This is a genomic window from Fodinicola acaciae (assembly GCF_010993745.1).
Classification (GTDB): Bacteria; Actinomycetota; Actinomycetes; order Mycobacteriales; family HKI-0501; genus Fodinicola; species Fodinicola acaciae.
Genome location: NZ_WOTN01000002.1, coordinates 1,178,826 through 1,194,335 on the forward strand (window position 1 = coordinate 1,178,826; position 15,510 = coordinate 1,194,335).

14 protein-coding genes are annotated in these 15,510 nt (G+C 66.5%); 1 reads left to right on the plus strand and 13 read right to left on the minus strand.

The features are described 5' to 3' along the window. Positions 1 to 65: 65 nt before the first annotated feature. The 12 genes from GNX95_RS20835 to GNX95_RS20890 form a co-directional block, all read right to left on the minus strand. The gene (locus tag GNX95_RS20835; protein ID WP_163509070.1) at positions 66 to 344 is read right to left on the minus strand and encodes a hypothetical protein; all 279 of its coding nucleotides are present in this window, start codon (positions 342 to 344) and stop codon (positions 66 to 68) included. Next, complete coding sequence (locus tag GNX95_RS20840; RefSeq protein ID WP_163509071.1) at positions 325 to 933, minus strand: hypothetical protein; 609 nt, start codon at positions 931 to 933, stop codon at positions 325 to 327. Before GNX95_RS20840 ends, GNX95_RS20835 begins: the two co-directional genes overlap by 20 nt. After that, the gene (locus GNX95_RS20845; RefSeq protein WP_163509072.1) at positions 930 to 1,454 is read right to left on the minus strand and encodes a MauE/DoxX family redox-associated membrane protein; all 525 of its coding nucleotides are present in this window, start codon (positions 1,452 to 1,454) and stop codon (positions 930 to 932) included. Before GNX95_RS20845 ends, GNX95_RS20840 begins: the two co-directional genes overlap by 4 nt. 244 nt (positions 1,455 to 1,698) lie before the next feature. Then, positions 1,699 to 3,606 carry an outer membrane protein assembly factor BamB family protein gene (locus GNX95_RS20850; RefSeq protein ID WP_163509073.1) on the minus strand — a complete coding sequence of 636 codons (1,908 nt, stop codon included), beginning with the start codon at positions 3,604 to 3,606 and terminating at the stop codon, positions 1,699 to 1,701. Between the two features lies 1 nt (position 3,607). Continuing rightward, positions 3,608 to 5,170: a hypothetical protein gene (locus GNX95_RS20855; protein WP_163509074.1), complete on the minus strand. Its 1,563-nt coding sequence runs from the start codon at positions 5,168 to 5,170 to the stop codon at positions 3,608 to 3,610. Positions 5,171 to 5,207: 37 nt separating this feature from the next. Next, positions 5,208 to 5,582, minus strand: a complete 375-nt coding sequence (locus tag GNX95_RS20860; protein WP_163509075.1) for a hypothetical protein — start codon at positions 5,580 to 5,582, stop codon at positions 5,208 to 5,210. Positions 5,583 to 5,667: 85 nt separating this feature from the next. Further along, entirely contained in the window at positions 5,668 to 6,861 is a 1,194-nt protein-coding gene (locus tag GNX95_RS20865) for a DegT/DnrJ/EryC1/StrS family aminotransferase (protein WP_163509076.1), read from the minus strand. Continuing rightward, positions 6,858 to 7,691, minus strand: coding sequence for a Gfo/Idh/MocA family oxidoreductase (locus GNX95_RS20870; protein WP_163509077.1), 834 nt, complete (start codon positions 7,689 to 7,691; stop codon positions 6,858 to 6,860). Before GNX95_RS20870 ends, GNX95_RS20865 begins: the two co-directional genes overlap by 4 nt. Beyond that, entirely contained in the window at positions 7,691 to 8,839 is a 1,149-nt protein-coding gene (locus tag GNX95_RS20875) for a mandelate racemase/muconate lactonizing enzyme family protein (protein WP_163509078.1), read from the minus strand. Before GNX95_RS20875 ends, GNX95_RS20870 begins: the two co-directional genes overlap by 1 nt. Before the next feature lie 3 nt (positions 8,840 to 8,842). Continuing rightward, a complete protein-coding gene (locus GNX95_RS20880; protein ID WP_163509079.1) occupies positions 8,843 to 10,507 on the minus strand; it encodes an extracellular solute-binding protein in 1,665 nt (554 codons plus the stop codon). A gap of 10 nt (positions 10,508 to 10,517) precedes the next feature. Then, complete coding sequence (locus GNX95_RS20885) at positions 10,518 to 11,393, minus strand: carbohydrate ABC transporter permease (RefSeq protein WP_163509080.1); 876 nt, start codon at positions 11,391 to 11,393, stop codon at positions 10,518 to 10,520. After that, positions 11,393 to 12,361, minus strand: coding sequence for an ABC transporter permease (locus tag GNX95_RS20890; RefSeq protein ID WP_163509081.1), 969 nt, complete (start codon positions 12,359 to 12,361; stop codon positions 11,393 to 11,395). The genes GNX95_RS20885 and GNX95_RS20890 overlap by 1 nt, the downstream gene beginning before the upstream one ends. A 165-nt stretch (positions 12,362 to 12,526) precedes the next feature. Here GNX95_RS20890 and GNX95_RS20895 point away from each other — a divergent pair, with 165 nt between their 5' ends. Then, a complete protein-coding gene (locus GNX95_RS20895) occupies positions 12,527 to 13,282 on the plus strand; it encodes an amidohydrolase family protein (RefSeq protein ID WP_163509082.1) in 756 nt (251 codons plus the stop codon). 962 nt (positions 13,283 to 14,244) lie between these two features. Here GNX95_RS20895 and GNX95_RS20900 read toward each other — a convergent pair. Continuing rightward, positions 14,245 to 15,504, minus strand: a complete 1,260-nt coding sequence (locus tag GNX95_RS20900; RefSeq protein WP_163509083.1) for an alkaline ceramidase — start codon at positions 15,502 to 15,504, stop codon at positions 14,245 to 14,247. Positions 15,505 to 15,510: the final 6 nt, after the last annotated feature.

Below are 15,510 nucleotides of genomic sequence, written 5' to 3' on the forward strand. Positions count from 1 at the left end.
GACTGAAAAGCTGTGTGAGCGCCGCGGCCAGTGCGACGGCGACGATGACGTACGGGCTCACCGGATCAGCAGCAGTTCGACGCCGACGCGGTGGCCCAGTCGGCCTCGCAGCAGGTGCACGAGCCGCAATACCAGAGCCAGTCTCCGTTGACCAGGCACCATTCGACGCTGCTGCGCGCGGTGTAGGCCAGGTTGCAGCAGCCGCAAGGATACGTCGCCATGGCCGGGCTGGCCTTCGCCATCACCAGCGCGGCCGCGGCCAGTCCGGTGGCGCCGACCTTCATGAACCGGCGCCTGGTCTGGGACACCGCCAGGAAAGAACGTTCACGGATTCGCAGGGACATTCCGTTCTCCCTTCTGCTGACTGGCCTCGGTCCGGGCCTGTTCCCAGAGCGCCGGTATAGCGGTAAACGCGGACAGCGACCAGCCTTTGGCCACGCGTCCGCCGACGATCCGTACGAATGCCGGCGACGTGTTGACGCCGAGGACCTCTCGACACCACTGGCCGCGCTGGTCGAAACGGGCGGCGATGGTGCGCACGTGTTTCAGGCCGGTCTCGGAAAGAAACCGCTCGGCCGTCTCGGCGGTCGGCGCGGAGATGACGACCGACAGCGGGCCAGGCAGTTTTTCCGCCTTTGCCGAGCGAGCGAGCGTACGCGCAAAGGCATCGCAGGACGTGCAGATGGTCGACAGGACCAGCACGCCGGCATCCGTCGGCGCTTCGACATCGGCCGGCGGGCCTCCGACGGTCGGCGGCAGGGCGGACACCTCGGTGCCGATGGAAACTCCGTCGATGACTGCCGTCTCCGCGGCGGCGCCACCGCGCTGCAGCTCGGACGGTGCGAGGACCCTGGTGGCGAGCTCGCCGACCATCGCGAACAGCACGCAGACGGCCACCGCCAACACCGCGACAGCGACGTAAACGACAATCACAGGCTCTCCTTCCCGGTGGACTCGCCATAGATCGTGGCTCGCCGCAGCCGCAGATAACGGCCGCCGATCACGACAACGATCAGCAGGACGGCGATCGATTGGCCGTAAAGACCGAGATATTCGGTCGGCGTGGTCGCCAGCGACAGCACAACGCTGCCGCACAGCATCGCGGCCACCAACACGACCTGCCACGGTCCGCCGGCGCGGTTGTCCGTCAGCGAGCCAAAACAGCCGCAGGCGAGCGAGCCGCGGCTGTGGCGATACGACAACGCGAGCAGTGCGCAGAACCCGAGGCTGCCGACGGTCGACGCGACCGCCGACAGCCGCTGTGTCGCCGGCGTGACCAGGCCGACCGACAACAGGACCTCCAGCACCGCGAAACCTCGTACGGTGGCACCGGAAATGCCGAGCCTGGGGAACAGGCCGGTGAGGAAGGTGGCAGCCGTACGCGGCGTCGCGAGCTTGCCGGCGCCGGCCAGCAACCACACCACCGACAACCCGATGACCACCAGCTCGATCATTTTTCCGCTCCTGAAGCCAATCGGAGGACTTCGGCATGATCGATTGCAACGACGAGCTTTGCTGTGATCGGCCGGCATCCGAGGCCAGCACGCGCACACGGTAAGCCCGCCGATGCGGAAAGGCAATACGCATTCCGCGTTTGAGCGGTAAACGCATCGGCGATACCGACAATTGCGCCAAAAGTCCGCGAGGGTGGAGCGGTAAAACAAATGCAGGTGTTTGGTGAAGTGTCCTTTTGTCGAGTCAGCCGCGGAGGGATCGAAGATCGATGCTGACCAGATTGCGCGCGCGGATGGTGTAGAGCACGTCGGCGCGCGCGTCGTAGGCCGGCTGCGGATTGTTGTACCAGTCGCCGTGCAGTCCGGTCACGATCGGCTCGGCGGACGTGTCGCCGAGCCGGAAGACGCTGTTGGCCGTCACCGCCAGCAATCCGTGCCGGGACTGGAACAGCCGGGCGGCGGAGTGGTCGGCGAGCCGGTAGGTGTGCGGCACGGTCTGCCGGCGCGGATCGGCGACGAACACGACTCCGGCGTCGGTCACGCCGTAGAGGAGGCCGTTGTGCATCAGCAGGTCCGCGATTTCTCCGGCGCCAGGCACCGGCGTCCACAGCCGCACGACTTTCCCGGTGTGCAGGTCAAAAGTCGCCAGCTGCGCGGCCGGCGAGACCGGAGGCAGGCCGTCGGCGTAGATTTCGCCGCCGAGGTAGGCGAGCCGAGCGCCGGCGAAGGTCACCGCGGTGATGCCTTGGTCGGGGATGACGTCGTCGAAGCGGGTTATTCGGTTGGTACGCACGTCGACGAGCGCGAACGCGCCGCCGGTGTGGCCGTAGTTGGACCGCGATCCGATGCCGAGCTGTCCGCGCGCGGCCAGGTATGCCATGGCGCGCGGCCGGTTCTGGATGCCGCCGAGCTCGCCGCGCCGGACGACCTTGCCGGTGCTCGGGTCGTAGGTGTCGACGTACGCGCCAGGATAGACCGCCAGGTAGAGCTTTCCGTCGACGGCGATGGCGGTTTTCGCTTCGCCGCCGATCCGCACGTGTGTGCTGGTGCCGCTTGTCTGGTCGTGCACCTGCAGGCCGAAGTTGCCGCCGACGTACGCGTATCGGCCGCCCTGCACGGAAACCGACTGCACGGGCTCGGTGGAGGTCGGCATGCCGGCGGTGACGATGTCGGTGGTCTGCACGGCTCCGCTGGCGCGGTCCAGCGTCCACACCTGTCCGGTGCCCGCCACGCCGACAATCTGGCCGTTGTCCGCGAAGATTCCGCGGTTCTCGTCCTGTGGCAGCGGTGTGCCGACGGTCGTGAGCTTGCCGGTGGCGAGGTCATAACGATAGATGTTGCCCGACGTGCTGCCCGCCGCGAGCACTTCACCGCCGTCGATGGTGAGCGCGTTGAGGACGTGGTCGTCGGTGTCGACGATCGTGTATTTGCTTGGATCGTGCCGATCGATGACCGCGAGTTTTCCGCTCGGCTCGGTGCCGAACGCGACAACGTCGTTGGAGACCGCGATGTCATACACCATTGACTCCGTACGCAGCTCCGGCGGCGTGATGTCGGTCTTGCCGCCGGTTTTCGGGTCCACGGCGACAAGTCGTGCCGCGGTGCCGGTGCCGGCATAGACCGTGCCGTCGGAGGCGGCCGCGATGGATCGCACGTACTGCTGGCCGGTGCTGATCTGGCCGAAGTCACGCGTGGCGCCGGTTTTCGGGTCGACGGCGAAGACCTTGCCGTTGGGATAGGTGCCGGCATAAAGCGTGCCGTCCGGACCGGTGGCCAGGTCCCAGACGAATTCCTCGGCACCGAGCCTGGCCGTGCGCGTCGCCGTGTTGGTCGCCGGATCATAGTGATAGACGTCGGCCGGATGGTAGGTGCCGGCGTAGACCTGACCGCCGGACACCGTCGCGGCCCAGCCGCCGATGCCGGTCGGCAGGGTGGTGTGCGCCGCGATTTTCCTGGTGGCCAGGTCGAAACGTGCGACCACGACCGGCTGGAGTCCGCGCGACACCAGATAGACGTTCTGGCCGTCGCGGGCGGCGCCGGTGATCGGCGCGGACACCACACCGGGACCGAGGTCCCGGATCGGCGGTGTGGCCGCGGCATTCGCCGGCACTGGCAACGCGGCGATAATCAACACTGCCAGCAGACCGATCATCCTAACGGTCATATCGCTGTGCTCCTATCACGCAGTGCGCGAAACTGAGGACGTAGTAGCCGAAGGTCGGCGGAAAGGCGAGTGACTCGGTGACCGCGAGCGCGTGCCGGTAAACGTCCGGATTCCATTCCGCGACCGGGATCCAGCGCGGCACTTCCTCCAGATAGAGCGGTCCGGCCGTGCCGGCGCCGTCGACCGAGAAATGCGCGCTGGTCGGGCCGCTGACGATGTTTTTCGTGTACGTGTTGGCCAGCTGTCGCATGTCCGCGGCCGTGAAGGTGTTGGCCAGACCGGTGCGACAAGCCGCCAACATGAACTCCACGTTGAGCGCACCATGGCTGATGTCCTCAGCGCCCTTCGCCGCGCCGATCGCCTGCGTGTAGCTGGACGTGTCCGCCGCCAGATCGCCGGTCGCCTGCCAGCCGTGATAGCCGCCGGAATAGACCGGCCAGTAGGGCCAGCTGTACGCGTCGTTTTTCTCGGCCAGGCTGGCCCGCATGCCGGCGGAAAGCTGGACGACCCGGTCGGCGAAGAATGTCGCGCCAGTGGCGCGATAGAGCTCGGCCGCGGTGGTGGCCAAGGTGTTGCTCTGGTTGAGCGGCACATCGCTGCCGTCCAGCGGCACCGGCGTTTCCTTGAGCCAGCGATAAGCGCCATAGCCGGTCGCCGGATCGTATCGGTATTCATGCTCGTGAAAAGCCATCGCGGCGACAACAGCAGCGAGGTAATGTGCTGCCTTCTCGCGGAAAATCCGCTCATTGTGCAGTCGTGGCTCGCCGCGGACGATGCGTACGAACGACGCCAATGGCCGGCAGAGCTGTCCGGTGTGCACGGCGAACGCATACGGCTGCGGCTGCAACGTCGCGCGGCCGGCCACCGGCAGGCCGGCCGCTGTCGAGGTGTCGCGGCGCAGGTCGCGTACGCTCCAACGAGTGTCCGCGTTGTAGACGTTGTGGTAGACGACGCGGACGACGTAGCGATCGCTGGCGACGTCGAAGTTGAGATGTGGAATTGTCGAGACGACACCGCGCGTCGGCCGCAGGACGAGCGTGAACGGCGAGGTGTCGGTTTCGCCGCCGCTGTGCACGATTTCCGCGCTGGCGCCGGTGTTGACCGAGCTTTGTGCGCTGCGCACCTGGAGCAGCGGAGTGCCGGCACTGTCGGTCAGGACGGTCGAGGCGGCCGTGTAGTTGCCAAGCGCGCGCCACACCGGACCAGAGACGCCGCGATAGTCGCGTACGCCACGGACACAGTCGCGTTGGTCCAGAACCGCGTCGGCGTTGTGGATGAAATGCCGCAGATATTTCTTGTCCTTGGTGAAGGCGTACATCCGCAGCAGGGCCAGCAACACGTACGCTTGGCCCCAGGCGAGCTTGCCGGTTTCGTTGGTGTCCGACGGTTGTCCTTCGGCGCCGGAATTCTCGAACTCCGCCAGAAATGCGTCGAAGCTCCGGCGGGAGGTGTAGTCGAATCCGGCCGCGGCGGCCGGCGCGGCGCTCAACAGCCCCGCGCCGAGTCCGGCCGCGCCCAACAGCAGGCCGCGTCGTGAGATTCCGGTTGACATGCTTTCTTCCTCTCTCGCGGCCGTAAAACGCGTCCGCTTACTGGCAGACGGCGGATCCCCACAGCGTGTAGGTCCCGTTGGAGTTCCTGATGTAGAACGTCGCGCAGGTGTGTTCCCAGGTGCCGTTCTGGCCGAGCACCGGCTGCGTCACCGTCGGCCAGTAGGTGCGGTCGGTCGTGATGAGGTAGCTCTGTGTGTGATACTGGTTCCAGAAGTTCCAGTGTCCGTATGCGCCGTTGCCGTCGGGAGACTTGAAAAGCCAGACCTCGACGAAGCCGCCATCGTTCTGGATGCCGATGCGGCTGTTGCCGACGATGCTGGCGGGCCGCACGTCCGCATGTGCCGCCGGCGCGTACGACAGCAACGCCAACGCCACGCACGCCGTGGCGGCCAGTTTCGCTGCGAATCTCATCAACCTTCCGTCCTTTCGGGAAAATTACCCGGTGTGGGCCGAAAGTACGGTAGCCGTCCATGCTTGCAACAACCTTGCAGGTCTCTCATCGCTTGTACGCCTCGGCGAGGACCTGCGCCAGGGCGGCGGTGTCCTCGTCGTCGAACCGCTCGTTGATGAGCGCGATCACCAGGCTGCGCTCGATCAGGTCCTCGGCGACCGGGCAGCTCACTGCCGCGTAATCGTGGTTTTGCCGCGCTGGCGGAGAAATCAGCGGAAAACCGGAGGTGCCGTAGGTGCGCCGCTCGGTCAGGACGGTCGTACGGTAAAGCGGCCGCGAGAGATAGCCGGCGCCGACCGGCGCGCCACTGCCGGCGAGCCTTCCCACGTATTCGCGGTGTTCGAAGCCGGTCACCGCGGTGTCCAGCACGATCGGATAGAGGAAATACGAGTGTCCTTGGTCAGGCGGCAGCAGCAGGCCAGGCAGGTCGCGCAACTGATCGGTGAGCGCGGCCGCCACCTCGCGCCGGCGCTCGACCGAGCCGGCGAGCTTGGCCAGCTGTGCGCGTGCGACCGCCGCGCTCAGCTCCGGCATTCGATAGTTGAGGCCCAGCAACAGATGATTGCGTTCGCCGGTGTCGCGCGGCCACCCTTTGTCGGCGAGCAGCCGCATCCGCCGGGCCAGCCGCTCGTCGTCAGTGACGGTGAGGCCGCCTTCGCCCGCAGTGATGTGTTTGCTTTGCTGCAGGCTGAAACAGCCGATCAGGCTGCGGGTGCCGGCATAGCCGCCGCCGGCCGGCCTGGTCAGATAGGCCTGCGCGCAGTCCTCGATCACCGGCACGTCGCGCGGGTCGCAGACCTGCCGGATGCCGTCGATGTCAGCGGGACAGCCGAAAAGATGGACGACGATGACCGCGCGCGTGCGGTCGGTCAGGCACGCCGCGACGGACTTCGCGGTGAGGCAGCCGGTGAGCGGGTCGACGTCGGCGAAGACCGGCACCGCGTTGGCCGCCAAAACGCCAAGCACAGTGCCGAAATCGGTGAGTGGCGGCACGATGATCTCGTCACCGGGTTCCGGATCGACCGCGGCGACCGCCAAGTGAACCGCGGCCGACCCGGAGCTGCTGGCCACCGCGTGCTCGGCACCGATCAGCGTGGCAAACTCCCGCTCCAGCGCGGCGGCCTCGGTGCCACCGACCCTGGTGAGGTGACCGGAGCGCAGCACTCTGGTCGCCGCCTCGATTTCCTCCGCGCCGATCGTACGGCCGGTGTGATCCTCGACCGTGGGGTAGTTTCTCATGCTGTCCCGTCCTTGATGGCCGCGCAAACGCGTTCGAGCAATGCGATCGGCCGGGTGAGTTGGCCGGCCGTCGGCGCCGGCTTGCGGCCGGCGACGGTGTCGAAGAAGTCGTCCAGGCCCGGTGCCACATAGTCGGCGGCGAGTTCGAGCTGTGTCGCCACCGACTCCGACGACCAGCGCGCCTCGGCGTGGAATTCGGTGCCAGGCCCGGTAAAGACCAGGTGTACGGCGGTCGGGCCAACGGTCGTGATCGCGTCGATCCGGTCGTCATGCACCCGCACGGTCAACGGTCCCGGCTCGCCGTCCAACACCGACAACGCTGGATCGACCAGGTGAATGCCGTAGAAGAACAGGCCGCTCCACGGGCTCGCCGGATCCGCCGGACCGTCGAGCCGCAGGTGGCGTGGAGCGCCGCGCTCGGCGCAGCGGCGTGCGATTTTCTGCCAGCCGACGGTGAACCGAAGCGGCGAATGCGACACCAGAATTCCGCCAGTTGCCTGCGCGATCATCGCAGCCGCATCGCGTACGCTCGTCGCGAGTGGCTTGTCGACGAAAGCAGGCTTGCCAGCGCGAAGAAACGGCGCGGCGCTGGCCAGATGCCGGGCACCGTCGCGGTCGCACACGACCGCACCGTCCACTGTGGACGCAAGAGTGTCGAGGTTGGGCGCGGGCGTCAGCGCCGGATCGAGCTCAAGCAGCTCCGTGTCGCGTTTCGGATCCAGGCTCAGGAAACTCGTCAGCCGCACACCAGGCTGACGCCGGTCGAGGTTCAGATAGCGGATGACCTGCTCCGCATGGCTGTTTTCGATGCCGGCCAGACCGATCCGCATCAGCGTCCTCCTCGCTCACCCGGATCGAAGCAGAGCGACTTCACCGCGTCGAGGTCGACATCGACGCCGAGCCCCGGACCCTCCGGCAACAACGCGTTGCCGTCTTCGACGCGTACGGTCGTGTCGCCGGCATAGGCGGACTCGACGAACTGCCGGCCGTTGAGGTCGACCGGCCGATCGATGCCGAAAGCAGCGAAAAGTTGCACGGAGGCGGCAAAACCGACTTCGGTGTCGGTCAGTCCCGATCCCATCAGCCGCAGGCCGGCGTGCTCGGCCAGCTGGCACAACTGCCGCGACCTGGTCAGGCCGGCGTTGCGCTGCACCTTGGCGATGGCGATGTCGATCGCGTCGGCGACGACGAAAGTCAACAGGTCCGCCGGATGGCGCAGGCTCTCGTCCAGCGCGATCGGCAGTGACGACCGCGCGTGCAGGCGCTGCAGGCCGAAAACATCGTTGGCGCGCAACGGTTGTTCGAAGGCCGTGACGCGGCAGTCGCGTACGGCGTCGGCGAAAGCGAGTGCTTCCGAGACGCTGTAGGCCTGGTTGGCGTCCACCCACAGGTCGGCCTGCTCGCCGGCGGCCGTACGCACAGCCGCGACCAACGCGGCGTCGACCGCCGGCTCGTGGCCGACTTTTACCTTGAAACCGCGATATCCGAGTGCCGCGCCTTCGGCGACAGCGTCGCGTGCGGCGGCCGGCTCGGCGGCGGAGACGATCCAACCCAACGGCACGCGGTCGGTGCGGCGTTGGCCCCACAACACGTGCACCGGCACGCCGAGCAGCCGCCCGACGAGGTCGTGGACGGCCACGTCGATGGCGGACTTGGCCAGCGGCATGCCGGTGCTGAAGCCGCTCGCGATCGCGCGGTCCATGGCCCTGGCGATGCCGTCGAGGTTCCACGCCGGCAGGCCGGTCACCGCCGGCGCCAAGTATCGTTCGATCGTCGCGAAAATCGACTCGACCGTCTCGTACGTCCACTGCGGTGTCGGTGTGGCCTCGCCCCAGCCGTAGGCGCCGCCGGCGCCGACACGCACCAGGATGCGGCTCGTCGAGGCGCCGCGGCTGGTGATTTTGCCGCCAGAGATGGAGAAATCCCGGATCGCCGGCAGGCGTACGGCGTACACCTCGACGGTCTCGATCGCGGTCACCGGCTATTTCCCGCCGCGTTCGGACAGTGCCTTGCGCAGGTCGTCGCGCACCTGGTCGCCGCCACGCTTTCGCCACTCCGCGGCGAAAGCGGTGACGTCGGTGACCGGCCGGCGTCCGGTGACGATCTGGGTCAGATACGTGCTGGCCACCTCGTCCAGCGCCGGACCGAGCCGGTCTGCCACCTGTGAGGACAGGCCGTCGCACGGGTTGGCGACGCCGGTGCGTACGACCTGCTCGCAATATGCGATGATGTCCCTGGCCGCGTTGGGTTCGCCGGCGACATACCAGACGTTCGGCCGATAACCGTAGGTCAGCGTCGAGGCGTCGGCCCGGAAGGCGCTTTCGTCGATGAAGGTCGGCGCGCCGTTTTTCCAGGTCCAGTATTCGTTTTCGGCGCCGTTGAGCATGTATGTGTTCTCCGCGCTGCCAAACGGCGCCTTGAGCCAGTTGACCACGCGCAGGATCTCGTCCAGCCGCTTGTCGTCGGAGCCGGCTTTCGCGCTGATCGCGAGCAAACCGTAGACCGAACCACCGAGCCAGTAGGTCCCCACGCCGCCGTCGGCGCCCGGCACGACGTATGGCACGATGCCGCCGTTGGCGGCGCGCAGCGTGTCGTTGTATGGCGCCTGATGCCAGCCCTGCATGGAAATCGACAGGATCGACAGCTGCCCGCCGGTGAACAGCGACAGCTCCTTCTGGTTTTGCGTGCTCAGCGCGAGCGCGTCCGGATGGAAGCCGCCGTCCTTCCACACGCGCGCTGCGAATTCCAGTGCTTTGGCAAACTGCTCGCTCTCGTACATGTGGGTGAGCTCGTTGCCGTCGCCGCTCCAGATGTTGGGCACCTTGAACATCTGGTTGATGAACGGGTTTCCGTTGGTGGTGACGCCGAAAGTGGCCAGGCCGAACGCTTTCTGGCCGTTGCGGCCGACGTTTGCCTTCGGCACGCCGGTGAGAAACTTGTGAAACTCCTCAGCGTTGGCCGGCGGCGCGGTGAATCCAAGCTTCTTGGCCCAGTCCATCCGGATCCGCACCTGCTGGTTGCAGATCGGCACGTCCAATGGGATGCCATAGATCGTATTGTCGACCAACACCTGCCGCCATTGCTCCGGCCGGGTCCAGCCGATGTTCGGGTATTTCTCGATGCCGCTGCCGCCGAGCACGTCGTTGAGGTTGGCGAACGCGCCCTGACGCAGAGCGGAGTTGGCCGCTGCGCACGGACGCAGGATCGTCAGATCCGGCAAGTCTCCGCCGGCGAGCAGCGTGGCGAGCTTCTGCTCGTAGCCGTCGGCCGGCGCGATGGTCGGTTTCCACGTGACGCCAAGGCGTTTGTTGAGGCCCTGCCAGTATTTGTTGTGCGCCAACGGCGTCGGCTGGCCGGCCCAGGTCATCGTGTAGGAGGTGATCGTGCTGCCGCGGCCTGGCACCTCCTTGACGGTCGCCACCAACGGCCGCGGATATGTGCTGTAGCCATACGGAACTCCGGGGACCGATGAGGTGATGACGCCAGGAAACGTACGCGCTGGAAGGTATGTCGGGACGGTCAGCGTGCCACCGGCGGCCGATCTCGATCCGCCTGACGAGCATCCGCCGGCGACCGCCGTCGCGGCGATGCCGGCGCCGAGGCCGAGCAGGGCGCGCCGCGAAAGGCCCGTGGAGTTCTGCGACATGGTGTTGCTCCTATCCCTTGACCGCTCCGGTCAGCACGCCTTTGCTGAAATACCGCTGCAGGAATGGGTAGACGATGACGATCGGCAGCGTGGACAGCACGACCACGGCCATCTGTACGGCCTCGGCCGGCGGCTGCGGCGCTTCCGGATTCTGGATCTGCGACAGCGACGCACCCTGCAGGACGTACTGGTTGAGCACCAGCTGGATCGGCCATTTCGTGGCGTCGTTGAGATAGAGGATCGCGTTGAAAAACGAGTTCCAGTAGGCAACCGCGTAGAACAGCGCGATGACGGCGATGACCGCCTTGGACAGCGGCAGCACGATCCGCAGGAAGGTCTGCCATTCGCCGGCGCCGTCGATGCGCGCGGCGTCCAGCAGTTCTTTGGGCAGCCGCATGAAGAAGTTGCGCATCACGACCATGTTGAAGGCCGACACCAGGCTCGGCAGGATCAGCGACCAGTACGAGTCGATCAGCCCGAGTCCCTTGACCAGCAGGTAGGTCGGAATGATGCCGGCGGCGAAGAACATCGTGACCAGCACCAGATAAAGCACCGCGCGGGTGCCGGGCACCTCGCGTGTGCGGCTCAGGCCGTACGCGAGGGTCGCGGTGAGAAAGACCGAAAGCGCCGTGCCGACGAGCGTGATGCCGATCGAGACGAACAACGCACGCGTGACCACGCCACCGCTGAGAATGCTGCCGTACGCCTCGAACGAGAACTCCGACGGCACCAGGCCAAACCGCTTGAAGGAGTTGTTGGTGCCGAAGGAGGCCAGCACGACGTACACGAACGGATAGACCATCACCGCGATGATCGCGGCGATCACGACGCCTTTGAGAGCGCGGACCGGAATCGACGCGCGTTCACGCCAGAGCGGTGTCGTCATCAGAAAAGTCCCTCCGCTCCGGACCTTTTGGCCAGCCGGTTGGCCGCGACGATCAGTACGGTGCCGACGATCCCCTTGAGCAGCCCGGCGGCGGTCGCGAGGCCCCAGTCACCGCCGACGACGCCGCGGAAATAGACGAAGGTGTCCAGCACCTGCGACGCTTCGGCACCGACCGCCGGCTGCTGCAGCAGGATTTGCTCGAAACCGACGGTGAGTACGCTGCCGAGCCGCAGGATCAGCAACAGCAGCGTCACCGGAATCAGGCCGGGCAGCGTGATGTGCCAGATCCGCCGCCAGGCGCCCGCGCCGTCTGCCGCGGCCGACTCGTACAACTCCGGCGGGATCGCACTGATCGCGGCGAAGAAGATCACCGTTCCCCAGCCGACGTCCTTCCAGATCACCTGCGAGGTGACCAAAATCGGAAAGGTGTCCGGGTTGGCCATCACGTTGACGTGGCCGGCGCCGAGCTTCGCCAGCAGGTCGGCCAACGGTCCGGCGCCTCCGACCACCGCCTGCCAGATCGCGATCACGATGACCCAGGACAGGAAATGCGGCAGATAGACGATCGTCTGCATGATCCGCTTGACCCGCTCGGAGATCAGCGAGTTGAGCAGCAGCGCCAGCGCGATCGGCGCCGGAAAGGCGAAAACGATCTGCAGGACGGAAATCACCAGCGTGTTGCGCAACGCGTCCCACACTGCCGGATCGGTGAACATCGCCGCGAAGTTGTCCAGGCCGACCCATGTCGAGCCGCCGAAGCCGAGAAACGGGGAGTAGTCCTGGAAAGCCGCGATGTTGCCGAGCAGCGGCAGATAGGCGAACACGACGAAGAACAGGAATCCCGGCAGCACGAAGGCATACATGTCGCGCTCGCGCCACATCCGGCCAGCCAGACCGGTGCCCGGCCGCGGCCGGGTCGGTTGCTGTGTCGGTTGCCGTAGGTGGCGAGCACTTCGCTTCAGCAGCATCGGCGCCTCGTGAGGTTGACCAGCCGTGTCTCAAAGGGCTGTTTCGGCTCTACGGCCAACAGGCTGACGGACTGTTGCAACGTTGTCAAGTCCCGATAACCTCGGGTACGCGTAGAGGTCATCGTCTGTCCGAAATTCAAATTTAGGACACACAAGGAGGGCAAGATGGATGGTGTGGTGGTGGATGCGCATGCACATTTGGGGCCGTACAGCCGGTTCTTCATCCCCGGCCCGGACGCGGCGGCAATGGTCGCGGTGATGGACCGCGCCGGCGTACGGCTCGCCGTGTTGTCCTCGCATCGCGCCATCCAGCACGACGCGCGCGCCGGCAATGTCGAGACTTTGCGTGCGGTCCAACGGTTTCCGGACCGCCTGGCGGGCTATGCGGTGGTCAATCCGTGGCAGTGTCCGGAAGAGGCCGTCGCGCGCCTTGCGGACGAGCCGGGTTTCGTCGGTGTGAAGGTGCATCCGGACCTGCACCACTATCCGCTGACCGGTCCGGCGTACGAGCCGCTGTGGGATTACGCCGCACGGACCGGCCTGCCGGTGCTGACGCACACCTGGCTGCCGTCCGCGTACAACACGCCGGCGCAGGCCGACGAGCTGCTGACCCTGTGGCCTCGCCTCCGGCTGGTGCTCGGCCACGCCGGCGGCACGGTCCCCGGAATGGCGGCCGCGATCGAGGTGGTGCAGCGCCATCCGACCGCTTTTCTGGAGCTGTGCGGCTCATCCATGACCGGCGCACTGATCGGCTGGCTGGTACGCGGCGTCGGCCACCGCCAGGTGCTGTTTGGCTCCGATTTTCCGTTTATCGAACAGCGAATGTCGCTCGGCCGGGCCGTCAACGCCGGCCTGCCGCCGGAGGCACTCGCCGCGGTGCTCGGCGGCAATGCGATGGCTCTGTTTGGTCTCGGTTGTTAGAGCCTGTTGGTAGACGGTTGCGTTCGCGGGGGTGGGTTTTCATGGTTGTTGCGTTTTTGGGGGTGGTTGCGCCTTCTTCATCGGTGTGTTGGGTGGGTGGTGGTATTCGCCTTCGCGGCGGGCGCTCCTGCGCGGAGGGCGACCTCAAGGGGAGGGGTGCGCGGGGTTTCGTTGTTGGTTCTGTTGGGTGCGGCGGGTGCGGTTGTGTTTGTGGTGTGGTCCGGTTTGTTCGTTCTCCCCGCCGGCGTCCGGAGGATGAGCACATGTCGACCGGGACAAACCGGACCAGGAGTGTGGCTGGGGCGCCGGCGGCGCTGTGGCGTCCCGGCGGGTGGCGTGAAGGTCCAGCATGTGGGACGCGAAGGCATGTGGAGCGCTAAATGTCCGGCTTGAGAGGTTCGCGGATGGCATGAATGTCGAGTTACTTGCGTTGGACGCAAGGAACAAGGCTTTCACGCCGCCGTGATCTTCGGAGGCGGTGACGGGTGTGACTACTGAGGCTGATAATGCCGTTGTGACTGCTGGGCTGCAACAAACGCCCGTTTTGATGTCTTGTTAAACAGGTATTACGCAGTCAGCCGCCCCAGCACGATCGTTTGGCGTCCATCCCGACGGGTTGCTTCCCATACGTGACCGAGCAAGCCCAGGAGACCCAGCCCCGACCGCAACCGCCGCCCGCACCCTCAATGCACACGATTGGCGGCCACGCGCCCCCTCCCTTGAGGTCGCCCTCCGCGCAGGAGCGCCCGCCGCGCAGGCGAAAAACCCACCACCCACCCAACGCAACAACCAAGAGACGCAACCACCTCCCCAACGCACCAAACAGAAACCCAACCACCCCCAACCCGACAAACGGACAACCCAACCACCCTTTGTTTCTTGCGTCTAGCGCCAATAACTCGACATTCACACCATCGATAAACTTCACAAGACAGACATTTAGCACTACACTAGCCCTTGGTTTAGCCTTCGATCCTCCGGAGCAGTCGTGTCGCGACAGCGGCCACGATTTCCGCGCTGCCGCGTGCAAACGGCGCCGGCATGCCGTAATAGCGGTGTGCGGCATCGATTTCGTAGCCGCCGCTGTCGTACGCATCGGCGGTCGGCAGATAGCCAGGACAGTCATCGGCATAGCCGGCGACGATGCAACCGTGTGCAGCGGAGGCCTTCTCGATCGCGGTGCCGGTCGTCAGAAACGGCTCGCCAGGAAGGAAAACCAGGCTGACGCCGCCCCAGCCGAAGGCTGTCACGCGACCGTTCCAGACGCCGGCGCGTCCGGCGCCGGGCCGGCCGGACCAGTCGATCCAGGTGCGCAACACCGCGGCCTGTCCCGGTGTGGCATCGACCAACTCGGCCCGCCATCGCTGAGCCAGCTCGGCTGGTGACAGCTCATCAACCGTACGCAGTTGCAACGAAATCCGCTCGATCGCGGCCTTGGCGCGACCGGTCACGGGTACGCGCCGCCAGTCGGCGTCCGCGACCGCGCGCGCCAGCTCACCGCCGATCCGTTCCGCCTCAACGAAAGTCCGCGAGGCGGTCGGAGCGGTCGCGTACGACGCCGTGGCCAGGTGACCGGTGTTGATGTCGCCGGCGCAGCCGGTCAGAAACAGCACTGGCGCGCCCGACGCCGCTTCCAGCTGAGCACGCAGCGCGGCGGGATAATCGGCGGTGAGCTGGCGATTGTCGGCGCCGAGAACGACCGGATGGCACGGATAACTGGCGATCGTCGCAATCGTCTCGCCGCTGGTCGCTGTCCAGCGAAGCGCTCGCAGGCGCGCCGCGTCCGGATGACCGCCGCGCCGCCGGTCGGTCGCGATCGGCAGCGCGCCGGCATCGGCAAACTCCAGCGTCGCCGGCCGTTGTCGTTGCCTGGCACGGATCGCGGCGCGTACGCCGGCGCGTACGACCAGATCGGCCGCCTTGTCGTCGACGGCGCCGAGCCGGCCGGTCATCACGGCCGGACCGCCGTGCGTGTGCGTCGCGGTCACCACCATCCGGTCGGAGTCGAATGGTGCCTCGGCGCGGATGCGCTCAGACATCCGGTCGTCCACGCCGACCACGTCGGCCGCGACCACGCAAGTGTCGCCAACCGCGAGCGCTCGCACCGAAATCGGATCGTGCACACCGGTCGACGGCTCTGATCGTGCGGCGAATCCGGACATGCGCACCGGCCAGCCCGGCGTCGCGTCCTCGACCGCGACGCCGACGGGGATGCCGTTCACCCGCGC